30 protein-coding genes are annotated in these 26,713 nt (G+C 66.1%); 17 read left to right on the top strand and 13 right to left on the bottom strand.

Going from position 1 to position 26,713, the window contains the following annotated elements:
* Positions 1-147: 147 nt before the first annotated feature.
* Together GLS40_RS01040 and GLS40_RS01045 are read left to right on the top strand one after the other, a co-directional pair.
* Complete coding sequence (locus GLS40_RS01040) at positions 148-834, top strand: GntR family transcriptional regulator (protein WP_160380745.1); 687 nt, start codon at positions 148-150, stop codon at positions 832-834.
* Between the two features lie 37 nt (positions 835-871).
* Entirely contained in the window at positions 872-1,672 is an 801-nt protein-coding gene (locus tag GLS40_RS01045; protein ID WP_160380746.1) for an SDR family NAD(P)-dependent oxidoreductase, read from the top strand.
* A 12-nt stretch (positions 1,673-1,684) separates the two neighbouring features.
* Here the strand turns inward: GLS40_RS01045 and GLS40_RS01050 are convergent, their stop codons facing one another.
* Both GLS40_RS01050 and GLS40_RS01055 read right to left on the bottom strand, forming a co-directional pair.
* A complete protein-coding gene (locus GLS40_RS01050; RefSeq protein WP_160380747.1) occupies positions 1,685-2,779 on the bottom strand; it encodes a M24 family metallopeptidase in 1,095 nt (364 codons plus the stop codon).
* A complete protein-coding gene (locus GLS40_RS01055; RefSeq protein WP_160380748.1) occupies positions 2,776-3,702 on the bottom strand; it encodes an aminotransferase class IV in 927 nt (308 codons plus the stop codon). Before GLS40_RS01055 ends, GLS40_RS01050 begins: the two co-directional genes overlap by 4 nt.
* A gap of 221 nt (positions 3,703-3,923) precedes the next feature.
* On the opposite strand from GLS40_RS01055, the gene GLS40_RS01060 reads away from it, so the two are divergent.
* From GLS40_RS01060 to GLS40_RS01080, 5 genes are all read left to right on the top strand, one after another.
* A complete protein-coding gene (locus tag GLS40_RS01060) occupies positions 3,924-4,994 on the top strand; it encodes an ABC transporter ATP-binding protein (RefSeq protein ID WP_160380749.1) in 1,071 nt (356 codons plus the stop codon).
* A gap of 4 nt (positions 4,995-4,998) precedes the next feature.
* Complete coding sequence (locus tag GLS40_RS01065; RefSeq protein WP_160380750.1) at positions 4,999-5,916, top strand: ABC transporter permease; 918 nt, start codon at positions 4,999-5,001, stop codon at positions 5,914-5,916.
* The gene (locus GLS40_RS01070) at positions 5,909-6,709 is read left to right on the top strand and encodes an ABC transporter permease (protein WP_160380751.1); all 801 of its coding nucleotides are present in this window, start codon (positions 5,909-5,911) and stop codon (positions 6,707-6,709) included. Before GLS40_RS01065 ends, GLS40_RS01070 begins: the two co-directional genes overlap by 8 nt.
* Before the next feature lie 37 nt (positions 6,710-6,746).
* On the top strand, positions 6,747-7,775 hold the full coding sequence (locus tag GLS40_RS01075; protein ID WP_160380752.1) for an extracellular solute-binding protein: 1,029 nt from the start codon (positions 6,747-6,749) through the stop codon (positions 7,773-7,775).
* Positions 7,776-8,045: 270 nt separating this feature from the next.
* Positions 8,046-9,710, top strand: a complete 1,665-nt coding sequence (locus GLS40_RS01080; RefSeq protein ID WP_160380753.1) for an amidohydrolase — start codon at positions 8,046-8,048, stop codon at positions 9,708-9,710.
* A 108-nt stretch (positions 9,711-9,818) separates the two neighbouring features.
* Here GLS40_RS01080 and fliP read toward each other — a convergent pair whose 3' ends face one another.
* The 4 genes from fliP to fliF are packed head-to-tail and all read right to left on the bottom strand — an operon-like array spanning position 9,819 to position 13,077.
* On the bottom strand, positions 9,819-10,559 hold the full coding sequence (gene fliP, locus GLS40_RS01085) for a flagellar type III secretion system pore protein FliP (RefSeq protein ID WP_202075746.1): 741 nt from the start codon (positions 10,557-10,559) through the stop codon (positions 9,819-9,821).
* Positions 10,560-10,563: 4 nt separating this feature from the next.
* Positions 10,564-10,851 carry a FliM/FliN family flagellar motor switch protein gene (locus GLS40_RS01090; RefSeq protein WP_160380754.1) on the bottom strand — a complete coding sequence of 96 codons (288 nt, stop codon included), beginning with the start codon at positions 10,849-10,851 and terminating at the stop codon, positions 10,564-10,566.
* On the bottom strand, positions 10,844-11,446 hold the full coding sequence (locus GLS40_RS01095) for a FliH/SctL family protein (protein ID WP_160380755.1): 603 nt from the start codon (positions 11,444-11,446) through the stop codon (positions 10,844-10,846). The genes GLS40_RS01090 and GLS40_RS01095 overlap by 8 nt, the downstream gene beginning before the upstream one ends.
* The gene (fliF, locus tag GLS40_RS01100; protein ID WP_202075748.1) at positions 11,443-13,077 is read right to left on the bottom strand and encodes a flagellar basal-body MS-ring/collar protein FliF; all 1,635 of its coding nucleotides are present in this window, start codon (positions 13,075-13,077) and stop codon (positions 11,443-11,445) included. The genes GLS40_RS01095 and fliF overlap by 4 nt, the downstream gene beginning before the upstream one ends.
* A 96-nt stretch (positions 13,078-13,173) precedes the next feature.
* Here fliF and GLS40_RS01105 point away from each other — a divergent pair, with 96 nt between their 5' ends.
* The 10 genes from GLS40_RS01105 to GLS40_RS01150 are packed head-to-tail and all read left to right on the top strand — an operon-like array spanning position 13,174 to position 22,861.
* Positions 13,174-13,662 carry a flagellar basal body-associated FliL family protein gene (locus GLS40_RS01105; protein ID WP_160380756.1) on the top strand — a complete coding sequence of 163 codons (489 nt, stop codon included), beginning with the start codon at positions 13,174-13,176 and terminating at the stop codon, positions 13,660-13,662.
* A gap of 8 nt (positions 13,663-13,670) precedes the next feature.
* Entirely contained in the window at positions 13,671-14,033 is a 363-nt protein-coding gene (locus tag GLS40_RS01110; protein ID WP_328598870.1) for a hypothetical protein, read from the top strand.
* 2 nt (positions 14,034-14,035) lie between these two features.
* Positions 14,036-14,656, top strand: coding sequence for a MotE family protein (locus GLS40_RS01115; RefSeq protein ID WP_160380757.1), 621 nt, complete (start codon positions 14,036-14,038; stop codon positions 14,654-14,656).
* A gap of 45 nt (positions 14,657-14,701) precedes the next feature.
* On the top strand, positions 14,702-15,571 hold the full coding sequence (gene motA / locus GLS40_RS01120; protein WP_160380758.1) for a flagellar motor stator protein MotA: 870 nt from the start codon (positions 14,702-14,704) through the stop codon (positions 15,569-15,571).
* Positions 15,568-17,670: a hypothetical protein gene (locus tag GLS40_RS01125; protein ID WP_160380759.1), complete on the top strand. Its 2,103-nt coding sequence runs from the start codon at positions 15,568-15,570 to the stop codon at positions 17,668-17,670. The genes motA and GLS40_RS01125 overlap by 4 nt, the downstream gene beginning before the upstream one ends.
* Positions 17,671-17,678: 8 nt before the next feature.
* Complete coding sequence (locus GLS40_RS01130; RefSeq protein ID WP_160380760.1) at positions 17,679-18,482, top strand: lysozyme family protein; 804 nt, start codon at positions 17,679-17,681, stop codon at positions 18,480-18,482.
* A 5-nt stretch (positions 18,483-18,487) separates the two neighbouring features.
* A complete protein-coding gene (gene flhA, locus GLS40_RS01135; protein WP_408003716.1) occupies positions 18,488-20,569 on the top strand; it encodes a flagellar biosynthesis protein FlhA in 2,082 nt (693 codons plus the stop codon).
* Complete coding sequence (locus tag GLS40_RS01140) at positions 20,566-21,336, top strand: flagellar biosynthetic protein FliR (protein WP_160380762.1); 771 nt, start codon at positions 20,566-20,568, stop codon at positions 21,334-21,336. The genes flhA and GLS40_RS01140 overlap by 4 nt, the downstream gene beginning before the upstream one ends.
* Positions 21,333-22,424 carry an EscU/YscU/HrcU family type III secretion system export apparatus switch protein gene (locus GLS40_RS01145; RefSeq protein ID WP_160380763.1) on the top strand — a complete coding sequence of 364 codons (1,092 nt, stop codon included), beginning with the start codon at positions 21,333-21,335 and terminating at the stop codon, positions 22,422-22,424. The genes GLS40_RS01140 and GLS40_RS01145 overlap by 4 nt, the downstream gene beginning before the upstream one ends.
* Entirely contained in the window at positions 22,421-22,861 is a 441-nt protein-coding gene (locus GLS40_RS01150; protein ID WP_160380764.1) for a hypothetical protein, read from the top strand. The genes GLS40_RS01145 and GLS40_RS01150 overlap by 4 nt, the downstream gene beginning before the upstream one ends.
* 88 nt (positions 22,862-22,949) lie before the next feature.
* On the opposite strand, the gene GLS40_RS01155 is transcribed toward GLS40_RS01150, so the two are convergent.
* The 7 genes from GLS40_RS01155 to fliE are packed head-to-tail and all read right to left on the bottom strand — an operon-like array spanning position 22,950 to position 26,702.
* A complete protein-coding gene (locus GLS40_RS01155; RefSeq protein ID WP_328598861.1) occupies positions 22,950-23,396 on the bottom strand; it encodes a flagellar basal body-associated protein FliL in 447 nt (148 codons plus the stop codon).
* 17 nt (positions 23,397-23,413) lie between these two features.
* A complete protein-coding gene (gene flgH / locus GLS40_RS01160) occupies positions 23,414-24,136 on the bottom strand; it encodes a flagellar basal body L-ring protein FlgH (RefSeq protein WP_160380766.1) in 723 nt (240 codons plus the stop codon).
* A complete protein-coding gene (flgA, locus tag GLS40_RS01165; protein WP_160380767.1) occupies positions 24,133-24,588 on the bottom strand; it encodes a flagellar basal body P-ring formation chaperone FlgA in 456 nt (151 codons plus the stop codon). Before flgA ends, flgH begins: the two co-directional genes overlap by 4 nt.
* On the bottom strand, positions 24,588-25,373 hold the full coding sequence (flgG, locus tag GLS40_RS01170) for a flagellar basal-body rod protein FlgG (RefSeq protein WP_160380768.1): 786 nt from the start codon (positions 25,371-25,373) through the stop codon (positions 24,588-24,590). Before flgG ends, flgA begins: the two co-directional genes overlap by 1 nt.
* A 30-nt stretch (positions 25,374-25,403) precedes the next feature.
* Complete coding sequence (locus GLS40_RS01175; RefSeq protein WP_160380769.1) at positions 25,404-26,117, bottom strand: flagellar hook-basal body complex protein; 714 nt, start codon at positions 26,115-26,117, stop codon at positions 25,404-25,406.
* Between the two features lie 3 nt (positions 26,118-26,120).
* Complete coding sequence (locus GLS40_RS01180; RefSeq protein ID WP_160380770.1) at positions 26,121-26,387, bottom strand: flagellar biosynthetic protein FliQ; 267 nt, start codon at positions 26,385-26,387, stop codon at positions 26,121-26,123.
* A gap of 24 nt (positions 26,388-26,411) precedes the next feature.
* Positions 26,412-26,702: a flagellar hook-basal body complex protein FliE gene (gene fliE, locus GLS40_RS01185; protein ID WP_160380771.1), complete on the bottom strand. Its 291-nt coding sequence runs from the start codon at positions 26,700-26,702 to the stop codon at positions 26,412-26,414.
* Positions 26,703-26,713: the final 11 nt, after the last annotated feature.

Genomic DNA, 26,713 nt, shown 5'->3' on the forward strand with positions numbered 1-26,713 from the left:
GCCCCCGGTGCACGCCGCCCAATATTTGGAACAATTCTGTATACAATATCGTTGACGATACCGGGCGGCGGCTGGCACCGCGTTCCGCCTTGCCGCCCGGCGGGTGTTCTTTCACGATCCGGACAAGTTGAAAGACCGGGGGGTGGTATGTTCGAAAGCCCAGACAGGGCCGATCCGGCCAGCACGCGCATCGCCCAGGCCATGGCCCTGGCGATCCACGAACACCGGCTGGCCCCGGGCGCCAAGCTGTCCGAGGACGAGGTGGGCGAGGTCTACGGCGTCAGCCGCACCGTCGTGCGCGCCGCCCTGCAGCAGCTGGCGCATCAGCGGCTGGTCGACCTGCGCCGCAACCGGGGCGCCTATGTCGCCCAGCCCACCGTGCGCGAGGCGCGCGAGGTGTTCGAGGCCCGCGCCCTGCTGGAACCCCGCACCGCCCGGTCCGCCGCCGAACGTGCCGGACCCGGGGATGTCGCCACACTGCGGGCCCACCTGGCCGAGGAACACGCCGCCCTGGCGCAGGAGGAACCGGCCCGCGCGCTCTACCTCTCGGGCCAGTTCCATGTCGAAATCGCGCGCATCGCCGATCAGGCCACGATCTTCGACTTCGTCTCGCAGCTGGTCGCCAGATCCTCGCTGATCATCGCGCTTTACTGGCAAAGACGCACCGCCCTGTGCGAAAGCAATGCACACCACGCGCTGATCGACGCCTTTGCCGCCAATGACGGCCCGGCCGCCGAAGAGCTGATGAAAAGCCACCTGCTGGACCTGCTGTCGTCTCTCGACCTGCGCAACCGGCCCAGCGTGGCCCGTTCGCTGCGCGAGGCACTGGAATAGCGCCGCACCCGGCGCGCGGGCTGCAAGGGAGGATGACATGGACCTGCAACTGAAGGGCAAGATCGCCGTGGTGACCGGCGGCAGCCGGGGCATCGGGCTGGCCGCCGCCAAGGCGCTGGCGGCCGAGGGCGTCGATATCGCCATCGTCGGACGCGACCGCGCCGCCGCCGAGGCCGCGGCGCAGCAGATCGCCGCCACCTATGGCGTGCGCGCCATCGCCAGCCCGGCGGACACAAGCGACGACGCATCGGTGGCGGCAATGGGCCGGCACGTGAGCGAGACGCTCGGCGGCATCGACATCGTGGTCAACTGCGCCGCCGAACCCTCGGGCCAGGCGAAACCGCCCTCGGCGCTGGAGATCACCGAAGAGCATCTGATGCGGCACATGAACACCAAGGTGATGGGCTACCTGCGGGTGGCCCGCGCCGCCCTGCCCCATATGACGGCGCAGGGCTGGGGGCGCGTGATCTCGATCAGCGGCATGGGGGCGCGGCGGCCGGGGAATATCGCCGGGTCGATCCGGAACGTGGGCGTTCAGGCGATGAGCAAGAACCTGGCGCAGGACCTGGCGGGCACCGGCGTGACCACCTCGGTCATCCACCCGGGCATGACCCGGACCGAAAAGGTGGACGAGATGCTGGACCGGCGCGCCGCGCAGCAGGGCACCGACCGCGCCACGGTGGAACAGCCCCTGCTGGCCGGCGTACTGAATGGCGAGCTGCCGACCGCCGAGGACATCGCCCATATCGTGGCCTTCCTCGCCTCGCCGCTGTCCTCGGCGATCAATGGCGACGTGATCACCGCCGCGGGCGGGAGCCGGGGCGTGATCGAATACTAGAGGGCCAGGAGCCTAGCCGACGATCCGCAGCTCTTTGGGAAAGGTGGTGAGCGAACGGCAGCCATCCCCGGTGATCAGGATGTCATCCTCGATCCGCACCCCGACGCGGCCCAGCAGGTACAGGCCCGGCTCGTCGGTGAAGACCATGCCGGGCTGCAGCAGCTGGTGGTTGCCGCGCATGATATAGGGCGCTTCGTGCACCTCGCGCCCCAGGCCGTGGCCGGTCTTGGTGCGGATGTACTCGGCAAAGGGCGATGCCTCCAGCACGCCGGTCACCGCATCGTCCACGTCATGGGCCGAGACGCCGGGCCCGGCGACCTCGTGCCCCTTGCGGTTGGCGGCCAGCACCGTGGCATAGACCTGCTGCGCCTCGTCCGGGGCGTGGCCCACAAAGACGGTGCGGGTGATATCCGCTGTCAGCCCGCCGTAGACCGCGCCGAAATCGAACAGCAGCGCATCGCCGGGCCGGATCGCGTAATCCGCCCGGGCGCTGGCATGGGGCTGGGCCGAATTGGCCCCGGCGGCGACGATCGGGGTAAAGGCCAGCGCCTCGGCCCCGTGGCCGAACATCGCCTGCACCAGGCGGCGTTCGACGTCCTTTTCGCTCTGGCCCGCCTTGAGATCCTGCAGGACCTCTTCCAGCGCGGCCTCGGAAATGCGGATCGCCTGTTCCAGCGCGGCGATCTCGTCCGGGGTCTTGCACAGCCGCAGGCCCGAGATCTCGCGCTCGGCGTCCACCACGCGCAGCCCCGGCATGGCCTGGACCAGCGCATGATGGACAAAGACGCGCATCACCTGCCCCTCGACCGCCAGGCTGCGCAGCGGCATATGCGCCGCCAGCGCGGCAAATGCCGGGGCATGGCCGGTCTGGTCGCGCCAGTCGAAGGTCTCTCCCTCGAAGCCGACCTCGTCCCACGAGGCGAGTTCAAGGTTCGGCACGATGGCGGCGGGCGGCCCTTCGACCGGCACCACGACCAGCAGCGGGCGCTCGAACGACAGAAAGGCATGGCCCATGATCCGGGTGAAATTCGACCCGGGCACCAAAGCCACGGCATCGACACCCAGGGTGCGGGCGATCTCGCGCAGGGGGGCGTAACGGTCTGTCATGCGGTGTCCTTGTCTACCAAGCCCTTGTAGAGCTCGCGGATGCGGCGGAAGACCGGGCCGCGCCCGCCCTCGGTGCCAATGGTGCGGCCGTCGATCTCGGCCACCGGGGTCTGCGCGCCGAAGGTGCCGGTAAGGAAGGCCTCGTCGGCGCCATAGGCTTCGACCAGCGAATAGTTCCTTTCGAACACCGGGATGCCATCGGCGCGGCAGAGCTCGATCACCTTGCGCCGGGTGACGCCGTTCATGCAGTAGTCGCCCGTGCTGGTCCAGACCTCGCCCCTGCGCACGATGAAGAAGTTGCAGGCGTTGGTGGTGTTCACGAAACCATGCGGGTCGAGCATCAGCCCTTCGTCCGCCCCGGCCTGTTCGGCCTGGATGCAGGCGATCACGCAATTCAGCTTGGAATGGCTGTTGTACTTGGCATCCTGGCTCATCGGCAGGCCGCGCACCTGCGGCACGGTCGCCAGCCGGATGCCACGGGACTGCAGCGTATCGACGGGTTTGGAATGTTCCATGATGATCACCACCGTCGGGCCCGAACGGCTGAGCGAGGGGTGCTGGAACGGCCGCACCTTGACGCCGCGGGTGACCATCAGGCGGCAGTGCACGTCATGGTGCATCGCATTCGCCTCGCGCGTCATTTCCAGCGCGGCGACCAGCTGGTCGCGGGTCATGCCGATGTCCAGCGCCACCGCCTTGCAGCTTTCGTAGAGCCGGTCCAGATGATCGTCGAGGAACGCCCATTTGCCGTTGTAGAGGCGCATCCCCTCCCACATCCCGTCGCCCAGCATGAAGCCGCTGTCGTAGACGCTGACCTTGGCGTCGTCGCGATGCTTCAGCGCGCCGTCGACATAGATCAGGATATCCGCGTTGCGGGGATCGTCCTCGGCGGAATGGGTGGTGGTCTCGGTCTCGGGGCTCATCGGCGGCTCCTGCAATCGGGTGTGCCGATTGGTCGGTCAGATCCCGTCCGGTGTCCAGCCCCCAGACCACTGCCCTCTTGACCGATCCGCCGGCGATGCGCAGGCTTTCGGCACCAGCAGAATTTGACCATCGGAAAACCGGCCCCACCCCAACGAGGGTTTGCAAGCGGCTGCGTTTTCTGCGGCCATGGGGCCGAAAACTGGATGGAGACCACGCGCGGATGATCGAAATCGAAGGTGTCACCAAAATTTACGGAGAGGGCAAAAGCGCCTTCCATGCCCTCGACGACGTGTCCGTCACGATCCGCGAAAACGAGTTCTTCACCCTGCTGGGCCCATCGGGCTGCGGCAAGACCACCCTGCTGCGCACCATCGCCGGATTCGTCGATCCGACGCGCGGGGCGATAAGGCTGGCGGGCAAGAGCCTGCTGGAAAGCCCCCCGCACAAGCGGCCGGTGAACACCGTCTTCCAGTCCTACGCGCTGTTTCCGCACATGACCGTGGCGCAGAACATCGCCTTTGGGCTTGAGATGCAGGGAAAGCCAAGGGTCGAGGTGAAGGAGACGGTGGCCCGCATGCTGGAGCTTGTCCGCATGACGCCGATGGCCGACCGCCAGACCGGCCAGATCTCGGGCGGGCAGCAGCAGCGGGTCGCCCTGGCCCGCGCCCTGGCCCCGCGCCCCGAGGTGCTGCTGCTGGACGAGCCGCTGTCGGCGCTGGATTTCAAGCTGCGCAAGGACATGCAGCTGGAGCTGAAGCGCCTGCAGGCGGAAACCGGGATCACCTTCATCTTTGTCACCCACGACCAGGAGGAAGCGCTGACCATGTCGGACCGGATCGCGGTGATGAATGCCGGCCGGATCCGCCAGATCGGCAGCCCGCGCGAGATCTACGACCAGCCCGCCGAACGCTTCGTCGCGGATTTCATCGGCGACACGAACTTCGTCGAGATCGAGCTGCTGGAGACCGAGGGCGAGACCGCCGGCATCCGCCTGCCCTCGGGGCGCGAGACGCGGGCCAGGTCCGGTGCCGAGGCCCGGCCCGGCAAGGCGACCCTGGCGGTGCGCCCGGAACACGCCCGGCTTGTCCCGCCAGAAGAGGCGCTGATGGCCGGCACCCTGGCCGAGATCGTCTATTTCGGCACCGACACGCATTACCATGTCGCGCTCGACAGCGGCGCCCGCTTCGTCATCCGGCAGCAGAACGCCCCGCATCACAGGCAGACCCATGCCACCGGCGACAGGGTGGGCGTCAGCTTCGCCCCCGGTGTGGGCCAGGTGCTGAGGGACTGACGCGATGGCCGATGACCTCTCACCCGCACGCGCGGCCCGGGAAAGACGCAGCCGCCTGCTGCTGCTGACCCCGGCGATGATCATCCTGCTGCTGGCCGCATCCGGGCCGCTGCTGATCGTGCTGATCTATTCCTTCCTGACCCCGGGCGATTATGGCGGGGTGGTCTGGAAATTCTCGTGGGATGCCTGGTTCTCGGTCGTGGCCGAGCGGGATTTCTTTACCGACGAGCTGTCCTTTGCCGATGCGCATCTGTCGATCTTCTGGCGGTCGGTCAAGCTGTCGCTGATGACCACCGTGGCGGCGCTGATCTTTGGCTTTCCCACCGCCTATTTCATCGCGACGCGGCCCAAGCGCAGCCGGGATTTCTGGATGCTGCTGATCATGATCCCGTTCTGGACCAACCTGCTGATCCGCACCTTCGCCATCATGGAGCTGATCCGCGCCGAGGGCACGGTGAACATGCTGCTGCTGTGGACCGGGATCATCGACGAGCCGATCCAGATGCTGTTCACCGAATTCTCGATCATGCTGGGCATGGTCTATGTCTATCTGCCGCTGATGATCCTGCCGATCTATGCCTCGATGGAGCGGCTGGATTTCTCGCTGGTCGAGGCCGCCTATGACCTCTACGCCACCCGCTGGCGGGTGCTGCGGCGGGTGATCTTTCCGCTGGTGCGGCCCGGGGTCATCGCCGGGTCCATCCTGGTCTTCATCCCCTGCCTTGGCGCCTATGTCACCCCGCGCGTACTGGGCGGCGGCAAGAACCTGATGCTGGGCAACCTGATCGAACTGCAGTTCGGCCAGGGCCGCAACTGGCCGCTGGGGGCCGCCCTGTCGCTGAGCCTGCTGGCCATCGTGATGGTGGCGCTGATCTTCTACGTCCGCGCCGTCGGCCGCGACGGGGAGAAGGCGCATGGCTAGAACCTTCGACATCCGCAAGCAGACCGGGTTCACCGCGCTGGCGATCACCTGCTTTGCCGTGCTCTACATGCCGATCGTGCTGCTGGTGGTCTATTCCTTCAACGCGGGCAGTTCCATCGCGATATGGGAGGGGTTCTCCTTCCGCTGGTACGCCACCGCCTGGGACAACGACCAGGTTCAGGCCGCGACGATCCGGTCGCTGGTGATCGCCTGCTGCGCCTCGGGGATCGCGACCTTTGCCGCCGTTCTGGCCGCGCTGGCCACCACCCGGACCAAGCCGTGGAAGGGGCAGACCCTGGCCTTTGCCATGGTGAACCAGCCGCTCATGGTGCCCGAGATCGTGACCGCCGTGGCGCTGCTGATCTTCTTTGCCATGATCAAGGTGTCGACCGGCTATACCGGGCTGGGCTACCTGATCCTGGCGCATTCGGCCTTTTGCATCCCCTTTGCCTATTTGCCGGTGCGCGCGCGTCTGCAGGGGATGGACCTCACGCTGGAACAGGCGGCGTCGGACCTCTATGCCACGCCGTTCCAGATCTTCCGCCGCATCACCCTGCCACAACTCTTCCCCGGCATCCTCGCCGGGGCGATGCTGGCCTTCGTCATTTCGCTCGACGACGTGGTCATCACCGAATTTGTCAAATCGGCGGGGCAGGACACGCTGCCCACCTACATGCTGGGGCAGCTCCGGCGGGTCGTCACTCCGGAGATCAACGCGATCTCGACCGTGCTGCTGGCCATATCGGTCGTCATGGTCATCGCGTTCTTCTTCCTGAGCCGGGTCAGGAAATGACCCTCACCAACCAAGAACCAACAGGGAGCACTTCACCATGAAACGGACGATCCTCATGTCCACCGCCGCGGCATTCCTCGCAGCGGGCGCCGCCCATGCCGAGGGCGTGCTGAACATCTACAACTGGGGCAACTACACCAGCCCCGAGATGATCGAGAAGTTCGAGAAGCAATACGACGTCGACGTCACGATCACCGATTACGACAGCAACGACACCGCGCTGGCCAAGATCAAGGCCGGCGGCCACGGGTTCGACATCGTCGTGCCGTCGGGCACCTATGTGCCGATCTTCATCTCCGAGGGGCTGCTGATGGAGTCCAAGCCCAACGAGATGGAGAATTTCGTGAACATGGACCCGACCTGGGTCGACGTGGAATTCGACCCGGGCCGCAACTACACCGTGCCGTGGCAGTGGGGCACCGTGGGCGTGACCGTCAACACCAGCGTCTACGGCGGCGACATCAACACCGCCGCGATCTTTCTCGACCCGCCGGACGAGCTGAAGGGCAAGATCAACGTCGTGCCCGAGATGATGGATATCATGTCGACCACCATCTACTACGTCGGCGGCGAACAGTGCACGATGGACAAGGAAGTCCTGAAGAAGGTGCGCGACACGCTGGTCGAGGCCAAGAAGAGCTGGCTGTCGATGGATTACGGCAATATCGAGAAATACGCCAAGGGCGACCTCGCCGCCGGGGTGAACTGGAACGGCGCCTCGCTGCGCTCGCGCCTGCTGAACGAGGCCGTCGCCTTTGGCTATCCGATGACGGGCTACCCGGTCTGGATGGACAATGCGGCCATCCTGGCCGACGCCCAGAACCCCGAGAACGCCAAGCTGTTCCTGAACTTCATCATGGACCCGGAAAACGCGGCGATGCTGTCGAATTTCGCCCGCTACGCGAACGGCATCAAGGGGTCCGAGGCCTATCTCGACCCGGTCATGGCCCAGGCGCCCGAAGTCGTCGTGCCCGACGAGCTGAAGGCCGCCGGCGTGATCTCCAAGACCTGCCCGCCCGAGGCGCAGAAGATCTATACCGCGATCTGGACCGAGCTTCAGAAGTGACGCGACAGGGGCGGCCGGACCCGCGGGCCCGGCTGTCCCGGTTGCAAGGCAGCCCTGCCTCGCCCGGCCTGGCGCCGGGCGGCGTTTGCCTCGCCCCCGGTTGGGCACTTGGCGAAGTCGCCCAGAGCGGGTGTGACAGGGGTGCTTTCAAGCGCAACCGCCCGGCGCCGGGGTAACGGACGCCCCGCGCCCAGGACGCCGCCCGAACCCTTCCCCGCCTCAGCGATTTCCGCGATAGTCCTGCCGACACCCCCGACCCGGAGCCCCGCCATGACCACGCCCGACACGATCATCACCGGCGGCCGCCTGCTGACGATGGACCCCGCCGCGCCGCAGGCCGAGGCGCTGGCGATCACCGGCGGCACGATCACCGCCGTTGGCGGCAATGCCGAGATCGCCGCCCTCGCCGGCCCCACCACCCGCAGGGTCGACGCCGCCGGCGGCACCGTGCTGCCCGGATTCATCGACAGCCACGTGCATCTTTTCGGCGGCTCGGCGGAACTGGAATACCTCGACCTGCACGGCATCCAGGGCGAGGACCGCCTGACCGCGAAGATCCGCGAATGGGCCGCCGCCTGCCCGGATGACGAGATCGTCTTTGCCGTCCAGGCCGATTACATGATCCTCGGTCCCGGCATCCTCACCACGCGCCAGGCGCTGGACCGGGTGCTGCCCGACCGGCCATTCGCCCTCTTCTCGCCCGACCACCACACGATCTGGGCCAACACCAGGGCGCTGGAACTCACCGGCCTGCTGCATGGCGGCGCGGTCGATCAGGGGGCCGAGATCGTGATGGGCGACGACGGCCTCGCCAGCGGAGAGCTGCGCGAAGCCGGCGCCTATGCCCCGGTGCTGATGCGCACCCGCTACGGCGGGCGCGAGCTGATGGGCATGGTCACCGGCGCCGACCCGGTGCCCGCGCCGACCTCGGCCCAGCGGGCGCTGGACCGCAAGGCGCTTGTCGCCGGGCTGAAACACTGCGCCAGCCACGGCATCACCGGGCTGCACAACATGGACGGCAATTTCTACACGCTGGAATTGCTCGACGCGCTTCTGGCCGAGGGCGACCTGCTCTGCCGCACCGAGGTTCCGTTCCATTTCAAGAGCTTCGACTCCCTCGACCGGTTCGAGGAGGCCGAAGAGATGCGCCGCCGCTGGCAGGGCGACATGCTCTGGTGCGCCCGGGTCAAGATGTTCATGGATGGCGTGGTGGAAAGCGGCACCGCCCTGATGCTGCGCCCCTATCCCGGCACCGACCACATTGGCGACGCGGTCTTCGACCCCGAGGTCTTTGACGCCGCCTGCATCCGCGCCGATGCGCTTGGCCTGCAGATCGCGACCCACGCCATCGGCGACCTGGCGGTGCGCCGAACCCTGGACGGGTACGAAAAGGCGCGACAGGCCAACGGCCCGCGCGACTCCCGCCACCGGATCGAGCATATCGAGGTGCTGCATCCCGACGACCTGCCCCGGTTCCGCCAGCTGGGCGTCGTCGCCTCGATCCAGCCGCGCCATGCGCCCTTTGGCGGCTTCTTCCCGCCCGACGGGGTGCGCCGGATGCTGCATGACGACCAGATCCCGCTGGCCTATGCCTGGCAGGACATCCGCGCCACCGGCACGCCGGTGATCTTTTCCACCGACTGGCCGGTGATCCCGGTCGACGTCATGCCCTCGGTCAAGGCGGCGGTGGCGCCGGTGGACATGCCCGCGCCCTGGCGCAGCCAGCGGCAGACGCTTTCGGACACGCTGCGCTCCTACACCGCCGGCAATGCCTGGGTGGAGTTCAACGAGACCCGCAAGGGCATGTTGAAACCCGGCATGATGGCCGACGTGGCGGTGATGTCCCACGATCTGGAGGCGATGGACCCGGCGGCGCTCGACACCGCGCGGGCAAACCTGACGATCTGCGGCGGCCGCGTGACCTGGGAGGCCTGACCGGCCGGCGGCAGGCCTCAGCCACTTTGCCGCCCGCACGGGCCAGGCATCGCGGCAGCAGGCGCCAGATCAGCGCGGACAGCAACAGGCAGAACCAGGGCCACCCGCTCACGAATAGCTCCGCACAAGGCTGGCCGACACTAGGCTCCACCCGTCCGCGATGACGAAGAACGCCAGCTTGAACGGCAGCGAGACAACGGCCGGGGGCACCATCATCATGCCCATCGACATCAATACCGCGGCGACGACCAGGTCGATGATCAGGAACGGCATGAAGATCAGGAATCCCACCTGGAAGGCCCGCGCGATCTCGGACAGCATGAAGCTGGGCACCAGCACCGCCAGCGGCGCCTCCGGCCCCGGGTCTAGCTCTGCGGTCTCGGGGCGCAATTGTGCGAGCGCGGCAAAGGCATCGGGATCGACACGGGCTGCCATGAAGCCCCGGAAGGGCTGGATTGTCCGCTGCGCCGCGTCCTCGATCTCGACCTGGCCATCGAGGTAGGGCGTCACCCCCTCTGACCAGGCCGCCTGAAAGACCGGGTCCATCACGAACCAGGTCAGGAACAAGGCCAGGCTGACGATCAGCATGTTCGGCGGCGACTGCTGCAGCCCGATGGCCTGGCGCAGGATCGACAGCACCGTCACCACGAAGGGAAAGCAGGTCACCATGATCAGGATGCCCGGCGCCAGCCCCAGAACGGTGACGATCAGCAGCAGATGGATCGTCGCGCCGCTCAGCGACTGATCGCCAAGCGAGACCTGCAGGTCCTGCGCCGCCACGGGCCCGGCCCCGGCCAGCGCGATGACCGGCAGCAGGGCCAGCCCCCGCAGGACGGGCCGGGGCCGCAATGGATCAGACCCCGGCCTGGATGTCTGCAACCTCGGTCAGCCTCACGGCCAGCTGTCCCTTCTGGTCGCCGTCGAGTTCTTCCAGCTCGCCGCGCGCGATCAGCCTGTCGCCGACGTAGAGCTCGACCGGATCGTCCACGCGCCGGTCCAGCGGCAGGACCGCGTCTTTGCCCATCGCCAGCAGATCCCGGATCAGCGGACGCGCCCGCCCGACGGAAATCGTGATCTCGATCGGCACCGCGGTAAAGGGGCTCGACCGATCGACCTTTGCGGCCTTTGCTGCGTCATCCATGTTGCGCCTCTCTTTCGATATCTGCGTAAAATCCCGAGACCGCGCTCTCGACCTCGGCCAGCAGCCGGCCCATGTCGATCATCCGTTCCTGCGCACCAAGGCGGATCGCGACCTGCCAGTCCTGCTGCTCGGGATCCGCCACGATCTCCAGCGGGAAGCCGAAATTGGCCTCGGTCAGCCGCTGCAGGGCAGGCAGATCGGCCTCGGTACAGGCGATCTCCACCCGGCTCTGCGCGGCCTCGGCGGCGAGCGCGTCCAGCTGATCCTTGATCCGCTCGCCCAGCGTCGCGCGCGCCATCACGGGCAGCACGATGTCGACCAGCTGCGCCATCAGTCCGCGCGTCGATTTCAGCACATGGGCGTGGGCCTCGTGATAGGTAAAGGACAGGTCCTGCAGGTTGCGGGCCAGTTCGGCCGAAATGCGGTCCTGGTCCTCGGACTGCGCCTTCAGGCTGTCGTCCCAGCCGGCCTTATACCCCTCGTCGAACCCCTCCAGCCGCAGCGCCTCGGTGTCGATCGCGGGCGCGGCGCGGGCGGCCGGGCGCATGGCGGGCGGCGACCCGAAATCCTCAAGCAGATGCCCGATGCGGCTCACACCTTCTCCTCCCGGTCTTCGAGCCAGAAGCGCAGGATTTCCAGCGTTTCCTCACGCCGGTCGGCGATCAGCTCCCGCAGGCGCTGGACCGGATCGGTGTCTCCGCCCTCGCCCATTGCGGCCATGCCCGCCCCGTCGAACCCCGAGACGATCTGCAGGTCCGGCAGTTCGAATGCGCCATCGTCGATTTCCCCGGTCAGCGCCTCCCCCGCCGCTTCCTCCGGCCCGGGCAGGGCCGCGCCGCGTGCCAGCAGGGGGACGTCCTCTGCGCGCCGCATCAGCAGCGGGCGCACGACGAAGAGGCCCAGGATCAGGGCGACCGCCGCGAGCACCGCCATCTGGACCAGCCGCGTCGCGTCCAGTGACAACCCGCCGATCAGCCCCTCGGCCGCCGGTGTTCCCGCCATCTCGACCGGCTGGAACGTCATGCTCTTGAGCGTGATCACATCGCCCCTCGCCTCGTCGAAACCCACGGCCGAGGCGACGAGTTCGCGCATCTCGGCCAGTTCCGCCTCGTCGCGGGGGGTTGTGCTCACCGTTCCGTCGGCGGCGGTCTCGGCGATGCCATTCACCAGAACCGCCACAGTCAGCCGCCGCACAGCGCCCGGCGCGCGGATCAGCTCGCGCTCCGTGGCGGACACCTCGTAATTCACGCGCTCCCGAGTCTCGCTGTCCTGGCTGGACGAATCGCCACCGCCGCCCGCGCCGCCGTCCGGCAGGTTCGAGGCCACCGTGACCGCCCCGCCGGTGTCGGAATTCCGGCTGCTGTTGGACCTCTCCTCGCTCTCCGTACTGATCGCGACGCGCTCCGTCGGGTCGAACCGCCGCTCCCGTATCGATTCGCTGGCCGTTTCGGTTTCCACCGAGACCTCGACCGCGACATTGCCCAGGCCGACCCGCGCCTCGAGCAGACGCTGCACCCGGTCGCGCATCCGTTCCGCCATGTCGTCGCCCGCGGGGGCCTGGGACGTGTCGTCGGAATTGCCGATCAACTCGCCCGAAGAGTCCATGACGGCCACGTTTTCCGGCATCAGGCCGGCCACGGCCGACGCCACGAGATACCTGAGCGCGCGGGCATGCGCGGGCGCCAGGGAGCCGCTTGCCGGCGTGACGAAGATCGAGGCGGTTGGCGGCGTATCCTTGCGAAACGGGCGGTTGCCCGAATGCGCAATATGCACGCGCGCCGACTGGACCTGAGGCGAGGCCGCGATGGTCCGCGCCAGCTCTCCTTCCTTCGCGCGCCAGTAGGCGGCGTCGAACATCTGCGAGGTGATGCCGAACCCGGACAGGGAATCGAGCAGTTCATACCCCTGGACCCCGTTGCGCGGCAGCCCCTCGCCCGCCAGGACCATGCGCAGTTCGTCCCGCTGCGCGACGTCCACGAAGATCGAGCCTCCGCGCACCTCGTAAGGGACCCCGCGCTGTTCCAGCGCCGCCACGACCTCGCCCGACGCGGTCCCCTCCAGCCCGGAATAGAGCAGACCGAGATTCGGCGCCGAGGCCATGCGCGCCAGCAACAGCACGGCAACGAACATACCCGCCGACGCCAGGAAGGCCAGGATTCGGCGGCGCATACTCAGTCCGGCCCATAGTTCCGACAATTGCTGCACGTGATGCTCCCTGCCCGGCATTCTGCCCTTCGGTGTCCCATCAATCGCCGATCCGGCTTAACAATCGGTTAGTTCCCATCGGTTAGGACTGCGCCAATCCGGGAACGAGGCTGGACCATGTCTGAAACAGAAGATGCCCAGGGCGAGGCGAAACCGAAGCGGTCGAAACTGCCGCTGATCCTCGGGCTTGTGCTGGCGCTCGCTGGCGGTGGCGGCGGATTTTTCGCTGTCTATTCCGGCCTTGTGCTGGCCCCGGACCCTGCGGGCGCCGGGGAGACGCCGATGCCGCAGCCCGGCCCGGTGCCGGACATCGCCTATGTCGCGCTGGAGCCGATGGTGATCAACATGGGCCGGGCCTCTGGCGGGCGGCACCTGCGGTTCCGCGCGCAGATCGAGGTCAACCGCAGCCAGAAAGAGGCGGTCGAGACGCTCGTGCCCCGGATCATGGACGTGCTGAACACTTATCTTCGCGCCGTCGATCTCGACGTGCTGGAGGAACGGTCGTCGCTGATGAAACTGCGCACCCAGATGCTGCGACGGATCGATGTCGTCGTCGGCCCGGGCCGCGTCCGTGATCTGTTGATCATGGAATTCGTAATGAGCTGAAGGACTTGATCGACATGATTGCCGATATACTGCTCGCTGCCGGTGCCTTTGGCGCCGGGCTGTACTGCTTTGTCCTGGCGCGCCGCCTGAACCGGTTCAACAACCTGCAGGGTGGCATCGGCGGTGCGGTGGCAACCCTGTCGAGCCAGGTCGACGAACTCTCGCGCACGCTCTCCACGGCCCAGGCCAGTGCGGGCAGCACAACCGATTCGCTTGGGGACATCACCGAACGGGCGGAAAACGTCGCGCGGCGGCTGGAGTTGCTGGTCGCGTCGATGCACGACCTGCCGGCGCAGGTGCCGGAGACGCAGGCCAATGGCAGCAGTCAGGCCGTCTTCTCGCGCCGCACCACCAACGGGTCGAGGGGGTGAGGATGTTCGCAGGCCGTCGCAATGACCGGCCCGGCGGCAGGCCGAAACGTCTTCGCGGGACGCTCAACATCGTGGCCCTTCTGTTCGTTGGCTCTGCATTGCTGCGCCTGCTGGGAGAGGCCGGCGCCGTACTGGCCGCCCAGGATGGCATCATGCCCGTGGCGCCGGCCAGCGACGAGGTGTGCCATTCGGACGAGGCCACCAACCGGTTGGTTGCCGCGATCCAGAAAAGGACAGCCGAACTGGACGCGCGCGAAAAGGCCATCGCAGAACGGCAGGTCTTCCTGTCCGAGGCAGATCAGCAGATCGAGGCCAAGCTGGCCGAGCTGGAGGCCGCAGAGGCCTCTCTGCGCAAGGTCCTGTCCGTCGCCCAGGACGGGGCGGAACAGGATATCGCACGCCTGACTGCCGTCTATGCCAGCATGAAACCCAAGAGCGCAGCCGCGCTGTTCCAGGAGATGGAGCCGAACTTCGCCGCCGGTTTCTTGACCCGCATGCCGCCCGAGTCCGCCGCCGAAATCCTGTCGCTGCTGGACCCTGGGACGGCCCATGCGATCAGCGTCGTCATCGCCGGACGGAACGCGGATTTTCGCGGCGGGACTGGATCCGACACCGGAAATTAACCCCCAGGCTGGCACAAGGGGGCGAGGCGGTTCGGAGGTCGGACAATGATCGGAATAGTCGGTATCGGCATCATCTTCGTCATGGTGTTCGGCGGGTATATCCTCGCCGGCGGCAAACTTGGCATCATCCTGAAATCGCTGCCGTTCGAACTGATGATGATCGGCGGGGCGGCCGTCGGGGCCTTCCTGATCTCGAACGACATGAGCAGCGTGAAGCACACGCTGAAGGATGTCGGCAAGGTCTTCAAGGGCCCGAAATGGAAGCCCGAGGATTACAAGGATCTGTTGTGCCTGCTCTTCGAACTCATCCGGCTGGTGCGCCAGAACCCGGTTGCGATCGAAGAACATATCGAAGCGCCGGCAGAGAGTTCGATTTTCAGCAAATACCCCAAGATCCTGTCCGAAGGAGAGGCCATCGGCATGATCTGCGACACCATGCGGTCGGCCTCGATGAACTATGACGACCCGCACCAGGTCGAGGAGGTCCTCGACAAACGGGCCGAGGCCAATCTGCACCACGCCCTGCACTCAAGCCACGCGCTGCAGACCATGGCCGACGGTCTGCCGGCCCTCGGGATCGTCGCGGCGGTGCTGGGCGTGATCAAGACCATGGGCTCGATTGACCAACCCCCTGAAATTCTTGGCAAAATGATCGGCGGGGCGTTGGTCGGCACCTTCCTCGGCGTTTTCCTGGCCTATGGCCTGGTCGGTCCGTTTGCCGCCAAGGTCAAGGCTGTGGTGGAAGAGGATCGGCATTTCTACAATCTCATCCGCGAAGTGCTGATCGCGAACCTGCACAATCACTCCACCAACATCTGCATCGAGGTGGGGCGGCAGAATACGCCGCAGCAATGCCGCCCCACCTTTGCCGACCTGGAAGATGCGCTGAAGGCGACGAAACAGGAGGCCGCGTGAAACCTGTCGCCCTGACACTGGTATGGCTTCTGGCCCTGTTCGGCCCGCAAGCCGCGATGTCCGCGCCAATCGAGGTCCGCACCGGGGACCACGACGGCTTTACCCGCGTCGTGTTCTATCTGCTCAAAGGCGAGCGGTTGCGCGTGACTGCCAATTCCGGACGTATCCTCGTCAGGAGGACCGAAGCCGGGGGCTTCGACACATCGGGGATATTCGACAGGATCACACGGGCCAGGGTGTCCTCTGCCACGGCTTCGGACAGGTCGATGGAACTCAGGCTGGCCTGCGATTGTGCCATCCTGCGAGAGTTCGATCAGGGCGGGGTCAAGGTGATCGACATCGGCCAGGGGTCAACTGGTCAGAAAGCCGCCAACCAGTTGAGTTTCGGCACTGCGGTGGCCAGCGACAGCCCCGACGCGTCGCGCCATCTGATGGGCCTAGAGCGCAGTGCACGTTCACTGACCTTCCCGGACCGCAGCGACCCCACGCAGGTTGCGGGCGAAACGGTGCGGGATCCCATGCCTCACCGCCCTGGCGACGGTGACATCGAGTCCCCCGCAGCTACCCCGATATCGCATAACAAGTTGCTGGATGAGCTTCGCTCGGACCTGATGGCCCGGCTGACCGACGCCACGAACCGCGGGCTTCTTGTTCCGGAATCGTTGCCCAACGACCGGCATGCAGGCGAAAGCGGGATTTCGGCGACACCCCTGGATCGAGCCATCCTCCCGCAGCCTGAACACAGCACCGAAACAGACGAGGCTGCGGCGCGCTGCGGGGATCCGGTTCACAACCCGCTCCTGCACTTCGATAGCGATGTGAATTTCCGGGACGTTCTTGCCGAAAAGAGGTCCGAGGTAACGGATGACCTCGAAGATTCCGATACCTCGCGGAAGGCGCTCGCACGAGTCTACGCAAATTTCGGTTTCGGGATCGAGGCAATCTCGGTTCTGGATACGCTGCGGCATCCGGATCGCGAGGCAGCGGCGTTGAGGCAGCTGGCGGCCATTGTCGACGGCGAACCGATGACAGGAAACGAGGAATTGCTGAAGTCCCTGGCCTGCGATCCTTCGTTTGGTGTCTGGTCGGCAATCGCCGGGAACGGGATCGCAACCTTGGACGAGGGAACATTCAGCGACTTGATGTCAGGCCTCGCGATCCTTGCGAGACCGCTCCGCAATGCCCTGTACGAAAGGCTCCGCGCCGAACTGCTTGCCTCAGGCAAGACGGACCGCCTCGCCCAATTGTCCCGAATGATGGAACAGAGGGCCGCAGGTTCAGATCAGACTGTGACCTCCCCGGCAAGGGATGCGCATGCGCCATCGCCAGGCGTCCCGCAACATATGGCGTCTACAAGTGAACCGGGGCCACTGGCAGCCGACATAGAAGGCGAGTTGCAAAGCGGGGCAAACCCCGACCTCCAGAAAATCGAGTTGCTGGACAGCTATGCCCTGCAAGAACGCGGAACCGAAGAGGCATCCAGGCTGACATACCTGGCAATGCTGGCCAGGGCACGGCGTGGAGATCTCAGGCAAGTGATCGAAGACTTGCCCAAGGCAATGGAGTTCTACGACTCCTTTGGCTCGGCCGATGTCATTTCACCCATTGTCGCCGCCGCGTTGGAGACCGCCGAAGCGGGGCAGTCGCTATGGTTCATATCCGCGCTCCAGACAATCTTTGCAGACAACCCGGACGCGGAGATCTCGGCCCTCCTGAACAGGGAAGCCGCACAACTGGGGATGCCCGGTCTTACGGCCGCCTCAGGTGGTCACGCTCAGGAACAAGCCACGGATCGACTTGCCGGCCTGCCTCTGAAAACGACGCAGCACGAGACAGGCTCCATTCCGCCCAGCCTGGACAATGTGGCGAGTGATCAGCCGAATTCGGATACGGCCAGAATGCCGACACGTGTTTCCGAACCACAACCTGTCGGCGAGGGCACCCGAGCACCTTCACGCGCCGAGGGACCAGGTCGCGTCTCGACAACGGTCGCAACCGGGCTGGAATTGGCGGACACGTCGCTTGGACTTCGCGAGGGCATCGCGAACCGACTTCGATCACGGGTGCCAGACCCACCACAGGCTGCCCCCCGCCCATGAATATATCATTGCATATCCGCGAACAATTTCCAGGTTTCGCCATGGCGCATCGCAGCCGCACCGGGCCAATCGCCGGGCGACTGTGTGGAATCTCACCCGGCCGAATCGTCCTGACCATGTCTCTGGTCTGGGCACTTGCCCTATGCGCAGAACAAGCTGACGCAGCGGTCATGGCCTCGGCAGAATGCGACAGGGCAGCCAGCATCGCGGCACATGAGACCGGCGTTCCGGCCAAGCTGATGCAGGCCCTGACGAGGCAGGAAACCGGGCGCAACGTGGATGGCGAATTGCGCGGCTGGCCATGGGCACTGAATGTCGGTGGCAAAGGCCAGTGGTTTGCGACGTCTCGCGACCTCGAACGCTCCATCGCGGCACAGCAGGCGTCCGGCGTCACCAACATGGACATCGGCTGCTTCCAGATCAATTTCCGCTGGCACCGGGATAATTTCGCCTCGTTGCAGGACATGATCGACCCACTCGAAAATGCAAGATATGCCGCCCGGTTCCTGCGGGACTTGCACGGGGAAACCGGCGACTGGACCGAAAGTGTCGGCCTGTTCCATTCGCGAAACACGCAGTTCTCCAAGCCATATCTCAGGCGATTTGCACGCATCTACGCCTCACTGGATGACGCCGCATCTCCCCCGACACCGGGCAAATCCAGGCGTAGCGTTGCCCGCCAGCCAACCGGCGCCAGGGATTGGCCATCAGTTTCAGACGCAGGTATCGGCTCGGTTCTCCTGTCGCGCAGCGGCGGCAGTGCGATGGATTCAACCGGCACATCCAGCGCAGGCATCCGGTATTCAAGATGAACGACATGAATTTCGGTAGAGCCCTATTCCAGCCCACCGTGCTGTTTGCCCTGGCGCTGATGTCGGTCATCGTCATGATGATCCTTCCGATGCCGGCCTTCGTTCTCGACATCGGGCTGGCGATCAGTTTTTCCCTGGCAATCCTGATCTTCACCGTCACACTTTTCATCGACCGCCCGCTCGATTTCTCGGCATTCCCCACGGTCCTGCTGGCGGCCCTGATGCTCCGCCTGTCGCTCAATGTCTCATCGACGAAACTGATCATCGGCGAGGGCCATACGGGCACGCATGCTGCTGGCGGGGTTATCCAGGGCTTTGCCGATTTTATCATGGGTGGCAGTGTCTTCCTTGGTATCGTGGTGTTCGGCGTGCTGATGATCGTCAACTTCATGGTGATCACCAAGGGCGCCGGCCGCATGGCGGAAGTCAGCGCCCGATTCGCGCTCGACGGCATGCCGGGCAAGCAGCTCGCCATCGACAGCGACATGTCCGCGGGCGCCATCGACCACGCCGAAGCCAAGGCGCGTCGCGAGCGGGAACAGCAGGAAACGACATTCTTCGGCTCGCTCGACGGCGCGTCGAAATTCGTGAAGGGCGACGCCGTAGCCGGCCTGCTGATCACCCTCCTGAACCTGGTGATGGGACTCACGATGGGCGTGATGGTCCACGGCATGGACTTCGCGGACGCGTTTACCACCTATTCCATCCTGACCGTGGGCGACGGGCTCGTCTCGCAGGTGCCCGCCGTGATCATCTCGATTGCTGCGGCGCTGTTGCTTGCTCGCGGCGGGGCGACGGGCTCGACGGACCTGGCACTCGTCTCGCAACTCGGTCGATATCCGGGCGCGCTCGGAACGGTCGCGGTGCTGATGTGCCTCTTCGGCCTGGTCCCAGGCCTGCCTTTCGGCCCGTTCTTCGCAGGCGGTCTCATCCTGGGATTGCTGGCCTATGTCGTATCTCGCGGTCGTCGCGAACAGGCCAAGTCCGACACCGCGACGCCGGACCTGGCCAAGAAAGCCGCCGATCCGTCGATGGGCGATCTGCTCGACCTAGACGACATCCATATCGAGTTCGCAACCGATCTTGTCGGCATGGCACTGGACCCTGCAACCGGCCTCGATGCCAGGATATCGAACATGCGCAGCCACATCGCCCGGGTCTATGGCCTAGTGCTGCCCGAGATGAGGTTGACCGACGACCCGTCGCTCGCCTCGGGCACCTACGTCGTGCGCATCCAGGGCGTTGAACTTGCCCAGGCCCGGCTGCGCCCGGACCGGATGTTGTTGCTGGTGCCCGAGGATCCCCGTGGCCTGCCTCCGGGCGAGGACGTGAAGGAACCGGTTTATGGTGCCCCGGCGCGCTGGATATCGCCTGAATCCCAGGAGTCCGCGGCCCTGTCCGGCGCGACCATTGTATCTCCGGCTGAGGTGCTTGCGACCCATCTGCTTGAAATCGTGAAGAAGAATTTCCCCCGCCTGCTGTCTTTCCGCAGTCTCAGGCAGCTGCTTTCGGAAATGATGAACCTGAGCGACCCGCGCAAGGCCGAGGCGAACCGCAAGATGATCGACGAGTTCATACCCGACCGCGTGCCGATGGATATGTTGCACCAGGTGCTGCGCCTGCTGCTCGAGGAACAGGTTTCGATCCGCAACATGCCCCTGATCCTCGAGGCCATCGCCGAAGGGCGCAGCACGACCCAGCAGCCAGAGGCGCTGTGCGAATATGTGCGACACCGCCTCGGCTTCCAGCTGGTGTCCGATCTGAAACGGCCGGACGGGACGATCCCGCTGGTCCAGCTGGACACGACCTGGGAAGATACCTTTGCCGCCTATCAACTGGACGGCGACCGGGGCGCGTTGGATATCGCCCTGCCGCCGGATCTGTTCAACCGCCTGGCGGACAATGTGGCAACCGAACTGCGCCGCGCCGGCGATGTCGGCATTTCGCCGGCCATCGTGACCTCGGCCCGGCGGCGCAGGTTCGTGAAAACGGTGCTGAGCGCGCGCAACATCGCGGCACCCGTTCTGGCATTCGAAGAGATCGGCCTGGAGGCGAGGCCCTCGCTTGTCGGGACGGCGGCGGCATGATTCCGCAGGACGTGCTGCAGTGGCCCCTGACGCTGCTCGTCCATCTCGGCGCCGTCTTCCTGCGGGTCGGCCCGGTGATCGGCCTGGCCCCGGGCCTGGGTGAGCAATCCGTGCCGGTGCGTGTCCGCCTGTTGCTGGCGTTGACCCTGTCCGTTGCACTTGCACCGGCGATCCGCCCCCATTTCGGCTCCGTTCCCGAGGCGGGCCCCGCTATCGCCCATATCCTGGCCGAAACCCTGAACGGCCTGTTGCTGGGTCTGGCCCTGCGAATCCTGCTGCTCGGGCTGCAGACCGCCGGTTCCATGGCGGCTCAGGCCATGTCGCTCAGCCAGGTCTTTGGCGGCGCCGGGGTCGAACCCTTGCCCGCCTTCGGGCACGCGCTGGTGCTGGGCGGTTTGGCCCTGGCGATGATCATGGGCGCCCATATCGCCTTGGTGCATTACATCCTGCAGTCCTACGACATCCTGCCGGCCGGGCGCATGGCCTCGGGAACAGACGTCGCGCACTGGGGAATCGCGATGATCTCGGGCGCCTTCGACCTCGCCTTTCGCCTGGCCATTCCTTTCATCGTCGTTTCGGTCATCTACAACGTGACCCTCGGCGTCATCAACAAGGCGATGCCCCAACTCATGGTCGCCTTTGTCGGCGCCCCGGTGATCACAGCCGGCGGGTTGGTGATCCTGATGCTCACCATCCCGGCCATGCTGACGATCTGGCAGGGCGCCCTGTTCACCCTGCTGGCGTCGCCATTCGGGGTGACACCATGAGCGACCAGGACGACACGGCCGAAAAATCCCACGAGCCGACGCCGCGCAAGCTCGAAAAGGCCCGGGAAAAAGGAGAAATCGCCCGGTCGACCGACCTCAACACAGCCGCGGGCTACCTGGGCCTTTTGCTGGCCTTTGCCATGCTCGGGCCGGTCACGGTACAGCATTTGGGCGATGGCCTGACCGCCATGCTGGACGCGCCGGCCCGCCTCGGCCGTGCCGGTGACCTCGACACCCGCATCGTCGGAAGGTTGAGCTGGGCCGCAAGCGCCGCGACCCTGCCGATTTTCCTGTTCCCGGCCGTGGCCGTCCTGATGGTGATCCTGGCACAGCGCGGCTTGATCTTTCGCGGCAGCAAACTGGCGCCAAAACTGTCGCGCATCTCGCCCATCGCCAACGCCAGGAACAAGTTCGGGAGGGGCGGGCTGTTCGAATTCTTCAAGAGCTTTACCAAGCTTGTTGCCTATTCCACGGTGCTGGCCGGTTTCCTGCACATGCGCAGCCCTCAATTCCTGGGCCTGCTAGAGACAAGTTCCCGCGCCGGCATCGCGGTCATGGCGGGCCTCGTTGTCGATTTCCTGATTGTCGTGACGCTCTGTGCCGCAGCGATCGGGCTGCTCGATTTCTTCTGGCAGCGCGCCGAACATCTGCGCCGCAACCGGATGTCCGATCAGGACCTCCGCGACGAGAACAAGGAGGCGGAAGGCGACCCGCACCTCAAGAACCGGCGGCGGCAGCGGGCCCAGGACCTCGCGCTGAACCAGATGATGGCGGCGGTGCCCAAGGCAGACGTGGTTGTCGTCAACCCGACGCATTACGCAGTCGCCCTGTCGTGGTCCCGCATGCGAGGCGACGCCCCGAAGGTTGTGGCCAAGGGCGTGGACGAGATCGCGCGCCGCATCCGGGAGACCGCGCAAGAGGCCGGAGTGCCGATCCACAGCGATCCGCCAACGGCACGCGCCATCTTCGAGACGACCGAAGTCGGCGAAGAGATTCGCCCGGCGCATTACCGGGCGGTCGCGGCTGCGATCCGGTTTTCGGACCGGATGCGCAAGCGCGCCAGGTCCGGCGCCGGGCTGGGCCGATGAGCGGCAAGTCCGATCTGGCATCGGCGACCGAGGCGCGATACCGCGCCGCCCAGGCGGAAGTCTCTACCCTGAAGGCACGGGAGGCCGCCGCCCGGCAGATGGTGCGCGACCTCGACGAGATGGCGCGGTCCGAAACGCTGCGCGCAGCGGTGACGCCGGCCATGCGGGCCATCGGCGCCGACCTCCGGTGGCAGGGCTGGACGGCGACGCGGCGGGCGAGCCTGCAGATCCAGCTGGCGCAAATCCTGGCCGCACAGGGCCAGGCGCAACGCAAGATGGCCCTGGCTCATGCGCAGAAGGAGGCCGCAGGGCTCCTGCACGCCCAAGAGCGACGCGACGCGGCCAAGGCCCGCGCCAGAAGGACGGCGGATGAGGTGCTCGCGCTGATGCTGATTGCCCGCAGCGGTGCGCCGCAGGTCCGGGATGCGCCCCCGTGATGCCGCACCCACAGATGCGCGCAGGCCGGGACCGCGGTGGACACACAAGGCCGGGGGAAGCACGTTAGAGTGTAGGGAACCCGGCCCGTCAGACGTCCTGGCGCACGATATCCACGATCAGCACGTCCGAGATGACGTCGGGCATGATCCTGCGGCCCACCTCGTTCAACCCGTTCCGCAGGATTTCCATGTTTCTGAAATTGGTGAACTCGCCGCTGAACCCGCCGGTGTTGGCATGATCGAACATGACCTGCAGGAACTCGTCCCGCAGCTTGGGTTCGTGCGCATAAATCTGCTCGCGCTGCCCGGTGCCGACCTCGACGCTGAGCGAGATGACGACCAGGGCTGAAACCTTCTCGCCGGTCACGACCGGGATGATGAACTGGTTGCTGAGCTTGACGTATTCGCGGTCCGTAGGCTCAGCCTCCTCGACCACCTCTTGGGCCTGATGGGGCGCGGCATCGGGGCGCAGCATCAGGCCGGCCCCGGCACCGCCGCCCAGGCCGATCAGCAGCAGGAGAATGGGAAGTAGCATGCGCATCCGGATTCCCCTCAGAACGGCAGGATGACGTCGAGGATCTGCTGACCGATCCTGGGTTGCTGCATGTCCGAGATCTGGCCGCGGCCGCCATAGGACACCCGGGCGGAGGCGATCTTGTCATAGGTGATCTCGTTCTGGCGCGAGATATCCTCGGGCCGGACAAAACCCGTGACCAGCAGTTCCCGGATCTCGAAATTCACCCTGACCTCCTGCGAGCCGGAAATCTCCAGTACGCCGTTGGGGAGGATCTGCGTCACCGTGGCGGCCACGCGCAGGGTCAGTTTTTCGTTGCGGCGCACCGATCCGTCGCCAGTCGACTGGCTGGACGAGTTGATCGACACGGCATTTGCGCTGGTCGCCCCCGGAGCGAAGCCTTCGTCCAGCCGCTGCGGGATGCCGAATAGCTGCGGCACGCCCAGGCTTTCGGAGCCATCGCGGGAACGCGAACTGGAGTTCGAGATCTCGGCCTTTTCGTCGATTTCGATGACAACCGTCATGATGTCGCCGCGCCGCATCGCCCGCCGGTCACCCAGCAACGACGCCCGCTCGCCGCTCCAGAGCGAGGCGGCATCGGCGACGCCGTGGGTCGGGGCCGACATCGGCAGGCCCGGGAACAGCATCGCGCTGTGCTCGGTCGACTCCATCGTCGGCGTGAAATCCGGCGGCTTGCCGATATGCCCCTCGCGCCCGCAGGCGACCAGCAGGCCGAGGGTCAAGAGCCTGTAGAGTTTCATCCCGGGTGCTCCTGCGGTGACACGGTGATCGAACCGTCCGGCCGGACAGTGCCAAGTACCGTCGCGCGTGAATCGAGGTTCATCACCCGGACCCGCTCGCCAATCGCGGCCCGGCCGAGCGCACGCCCGTCAGCCGAAATGGTCAGGCTTGCGGTCACGTAGTGCATCACAACCAGCTGATTACGTTCGACAACTGCAGGCGGGCCGGTGTCGGCACGCATGACGGGACGGCCCGCATAGATTGCAATCCGCGCCTCGCGGCCCACAACCTCGGCCAGCGCGGCAGCGGCACCGGGCATATCGCCGCTACGCAGGGCGACATCGGTGGCGGCGATGATCGCCTGGGGCCGGATGGTGCGGCTGGCGACCACGACCTCGGCCGCGACCGGCGGGGGGATCAGGACAAGAACAAGGGCATGGACAAGGGCATGGGCAAGGACGATCCGGCGCATCAGCGCACCTGCGTCGTGGCGCCCAGCATCTGGTCGGCTGCCGAGATGACCTTGGCGTTCAGTTCGTAGCCGCGCTGCGCCTCGATCAGCTCGGTGATCTCGCGCACGGCATCGACGCTGCTGTCCTCCAGGTAGCCCTGGCGGAGCGTGCCCAGCCCGTCCTCTCCTGCGGTGGATTGCAGGGCGGGGCCCGAGGCCTCGGTCTCGGCGAAGAGGTTCGAGCCGAGCGCTTCCAGCCCCTTGGGGTTGGCGAAGCCGGCCAGGGTGAACTGGCCCAACAGCTGCGCCGGGGTGCCGGTCTGGAAATAGGCGTAGACCTCGCCCGCGCCGTTGATCGAGATCGAGCGCGCGTCCTCGGGGATCACAATTTCGGGGGACACGGGGTAGCCGTCGGAGGTCACGATCAGCCCGTCGCCGGTCCGCTTGAGCCCGCCGTCGCGGGTATAGGCCGCCTGTCCCGAAGGCAGCGTCACCTCAAGATAGCCGCGCCCCTCGATCGCGAGGTCGAGATCGCCGCCGGTTTCCGAGACGGAGCCCTGCTGCACGGTCATCGAAACCGCCGAAGGCCTGACGCCCAGGCCAAGCTGGATGCCCGTGGGCAGCACCGCGCCGTTGGCGGCGCTAACCGTACCGGCGCGGGCATATTGCTGGTAGTGCAGGTCGGAAAATTCCGCCCGCCGGGCGTTGTAGCCGGTGGTCGACATGTTCGAGAGGTTGTTCGAAATGGTCTCGACCCGCATCTGCTGGGCGGCCATTCCGGTTGCCGCGATGTGCAAGGCACGCATCTGTCTGCTCCGTCAGGTTGATATCGGCGTCTAACGCCCAAAGGTTTTCAAGGCGTTACGTATCCTGTCGTCCTCGGCGTCGAGGAAGCTCTGCCCCAGCTCATAGGCGCGCTGCACCTCGATCATGCGGGCGATCTGGCTGACCGGGTCGACATTGGCGCGTTCGATGAAGCCCTGCAGGACGCGGGGATCATCGACCAGATCGAAGCCGGCGTCGGCGCGGAACATCACACCGTCCTCGCGCTGCATCCGGTCCGGCTCCAGCGGACGGACCACGCCGACCTGGGCCAGCACGCGACCGTCGGCGCTGATCGTGCCGTCGCGCGCGACCGTCAGGCCGCTGGCATCCGGCGGCACGAAGAGCGGCGCGCCGCCCGCGTCGAGCACCCGGAACCCGTCGTTGGTGACAAGGTCCCCGGCGGGCGAGGTGCTGAAGTTGCCCGCGCGGGTCAGCCGCTCGCCATTCGGCGTTTCGACGAGGAAGAAGCCGTCGCCCTCTATCGCCATGTCCAGCGGGCTGCCGGTGCGCACCATGCCGCCCTGGGCGAAGGAGGTCGTGCCGACCCGCGCCGAGGCCATCGAGACCGACGGGCCGGTGCGGGTGCGCTGCACGTATTCGGTGAAGATCACCCCCTCCTGCCGGTAGCCGGAGGTTGCGCTGTTGGCGATGTTGTTGGCCACCACCTGCATTTCGCGCAGCAGGCCGGCCTGGCGGGTCAGCGTGGCATAGGTCGCGTTTTCCATCTGTCAGACTCCGGACACGAGGGGCAGCAGGTGGTCCTGGAAATAGGACACCAGCATCTGGGTCATGAATCCCATCGACAGCCAGAAGACGACGACGATGGCGGCGAGCTTGGGCACGAAGGTCAGCGTCATCTCCTGCACCGAGGTCAGGGCCTGGAAGAGGCCGATCGCGAGGCCGACCACCAGTGCCACGGTCAGGATCGGCAGGGAGGTGATCACGGCCACCCTGAGCCCCTGCCGCATGGTGTCGAAGAAGATGATTTCGTCCATTCGCCTGCCCTCCGTCCGGCCCCGTCAGACCGGCATCCGCAGGATTTCCTGGTAGGCCTCGACCACCTTGTCGCGGACGGTCACCGCGGTTTCGACAGCCAGTTCGGCCTGGGCCAGGGCCTGCACCAGGGAATGCGGATCGGCCTGGCCGAGCATCGCCTGTTTCGCCGTCTCCTCCCCTTCGCGGAGGGTTTCGGCAAAGTCGCGGGCGAGGCCGGCCAGCGCCTCGCCCGCCTGGCCCGCCCCGTCGACGGGTTCCGTGACGGGACGGGCGGCTGCATATTTCCTGGCAGCGTTGAATGCGGGAAATTCCATTCTGGGTCTCC

This window comes from Pseudooceanicola pacificus, assembly GCF_009789075.1.
GTDB lineage: Bacteria > Pseudomonadota > Alphaproteobacteria > Rhodobacterales > Rhodobacteraceae > Pseudooceanicola > Pseudooceanicola pacificus.

What these genes read in the sequence shown, in the direction of transcription:
- motA (WP_160380758.1), top strand. Translation starts at nt 14,702, where the DNA reads ATGATCGGAATAGTCGGTATCGGCATCATCTTCGTCATGGTGTTCGGC.
- GLS40_RS01105 (WP_160380756.1), top strand. Translation starts at nt 13,174, where the DNA reads ATGTCTGAAACAGAAGATGCCCAGGGCGAGGCGAAACCGAAGCGGTCG.
- flgG (WP_160380768.1), bottom strand. Translation starts at nt 25,373, where the DNA reads ATGCGTGCCTTGCACATCGCGGCAACCGGAATGGCCGCCCAGCAGATG.
- flgA (WP_160380767.1), bottom strand. Translation starts at nt 24,588, where the DNA reads ATGCGCCGGATCGTCCTTGCCCATGCCCTTGTCCATGCCCTTGTTCTT.
- GLS40_RS01115 (WP_160380757.1), top strand. Translation starts at nt 14,036, where the DNA reads ATGTTCGCAGGCCGTCGCAATGACCGGCCCGGCGGCAGGCCGAAACGT.
- GLS40_RS01075 (WP_160380752.1), top strand. Translation starts at nt 6,747, where the DNA reads ATGAAACGGACGATCCTCATGTCCACCGCCGCGGCATTCCTCGCAGCG.
- GLS40_RS01150 (WP_160380764.1), top strand. Translation starts at nt 22,421, where the DNA reads ATGAGCGGCAAGTCCGATCTGGCATCGGCGACCGAGGCGCGATACCGC.
- flgH (WP_160380766.1), bottom strand. Translation starts at nt 24,136, where the DNA reads ATGAAACTCTACAGGCTCTTGACCCTCGGCCTGCTGGTCGCCTGCGGG.
- fliE (WP_160380771.1), bottom strand. Translation starts at nt 26,702, where the DNA reads ATGGAATTTCCCGCATTCAACGCTGCCAGGAAATATGCAGCCGCCCGT.
- GLS40_RS01145 (WP_160380763.1), top strand. Translation starts at nt 21,333, where the DNA reads ATGAGCGACCAGGACGACACGGCCGAAAAATCCCACGAGCCGACGCCG.
- GLS40_RS01090 (WP_160380754.1), bottom strand. Translation starts at nt 10,851, where the DNA reads ATGGATGACGCAGCAAAGGCCGCAAAGGTCGATCGGTCGAGCCCCTTT.
- GLS40_RS01065 (WP_160380750.1), top strand. Translation starts at nt 4,999, where the DNA reads ATGGCCGATGACCTCTCACCCGCACGCGCGGCCCGGGAAAGACGCAGC.
- GLS40_RS01140 (WP_160380762.1), top strand. Translation starts at nt 20,566, where the DNA reads ATGATTCCGCAGGACGTGCTGCAGTGGCCCCTGACGCTGCTCGTCCAT.
- GLS40_RS01060 (WP_160380749.1), top strand. Translation starts at nt 3,924, where the DNA reads ATGATCGAAATCGAAGGTGTCACCAAAATTTACGGAGAGGGCAAAAGC.
- GLS40_RS01045 (WP_160380746.1), top strand. Translation starts at nt 872, where the DNA reads ATGGACCTGCAACTGAAGGGCAAGATCGCCGTGGTGACCGGCGGCAGC.
- GLS40_RS01080 (WP_160380753.1), top strand. Translation starts at nt 8,046, where the DNA reads ATGACCACGCCCGACACGATCATCACCGGCGGCCGCCTGCTGACGATG.
- GLS40_RS01070 (WP_160380751.1), top strand. Translation starts at nt 5,909, where the DNA reads ATGGCTAGAACCTTCGACATCCGCAAGCAGACCGGGTTCACCGCGCTG.
- GLS40_RS01040 (WP_160380745.1), top strand. Translation starts at nt 148, where the DNA reads ATGTTCGAAAGCCCAGACAGGGCCGATCCGGCCAGCACGCGCATCGCC.
- GLS40_RS01175 (WP_160380769.1), bottom strand. Translation starts at nt 26,117, where the DNA reads ATGGAAAACGCGACCTATGCCACGCTGACCCGCCAGGCCGGCCTGCTG.
- fliF (WP_202075748.1), bottom strand. Translation starts at nt 13,077, where the DNA reads ATGCCGGGCAGGGAGCATCACGTGCAGCAATTGTCGGAACTATGGGCC.
- GLS40_RS01180 (WP_160380770.1), bottom strand. Translation starts at nt 26,387, where the DNA reads ATGGACGAAATCATCTTCTTCGACACCATGCGGCAGGGGCTCAGGGTG.
- GLS40_RS01050 (WP_160380747.1), bottom strand. Translation starts at nt 2,779, where the DNA reads ATGACAGACCGTTACGCCCCCCTGCGCGAGATCGCCCGCACCCTGGGT.
- GLS40_RS01055 (WP_160380748.1), bottom strand. Translation starts at nt 3,702, where the DNA reads ATGAGCCCCGAGACCGAGACCACCACCCATTCCGCCGAGGACGATCCC.
- GLS40_RS01155 (WP_328598861.1), bottom strand. Translation starts at nt 23,396, where the DNA reads ATGCTACTTCCCATTCTCCTGCTGCTGATCGGCCTGGGCGGCGGTGCC.
- flhA (WP_408003716.1), top strand. Translation starts at nt 18,488, where the DNA reads ATGAATTTCGGTAGAGCCCTATTCCAGCCCACCGTGCTGTTTGCCCTG.